Here is a 250-nt window from a genome sequence, read left to right as displayed (position 1 = left end):
GTTTTCCGCTGCCAATTGTTGAATGAAATCGTATTCGCCTTCTTTCACGCCAACGCTGATAGAAGCGATTAATCCGCGGGCTTTCATATCTTTCACAAAATCAAGCCGCTTTTCAGGCTGGAAACGGTGCATAATGTAAAAGTAACCGTTTTCTGCTAAGAAAATGGCAATCTTTTCGTCTATAATCGTCTGCATATTCGCAGGAACTACTGGCAATTTAAAGCTATGTCCGCCGAAATCTATACTTGTA

1 pseudogene is annotated in these 250 nt (G+C 41.2%); it reads right to left on the bottom strand.

Annotation, left to right across the window (positions count from 1 at the left end):
* Positions 1-250 (bottom strand): annotated as a pseudogene (locus tag RYX56_RS24120) (GMP reductase); the annotation flags it as partial.

This window comes from Alkalihalophilus lindianensis (assembly GCF_032843265.1).
GTDB classification, from domain to species: domain Bacteria; phylum Bacillota; class Bacilli; order Bacillales; family Bacillaceae_D; genus Alkalihalophilus; species Alkalihalophilus lindianensis.
This window is presented reverse-complemented; position numbering and strand designations above follow the sequence as displayed.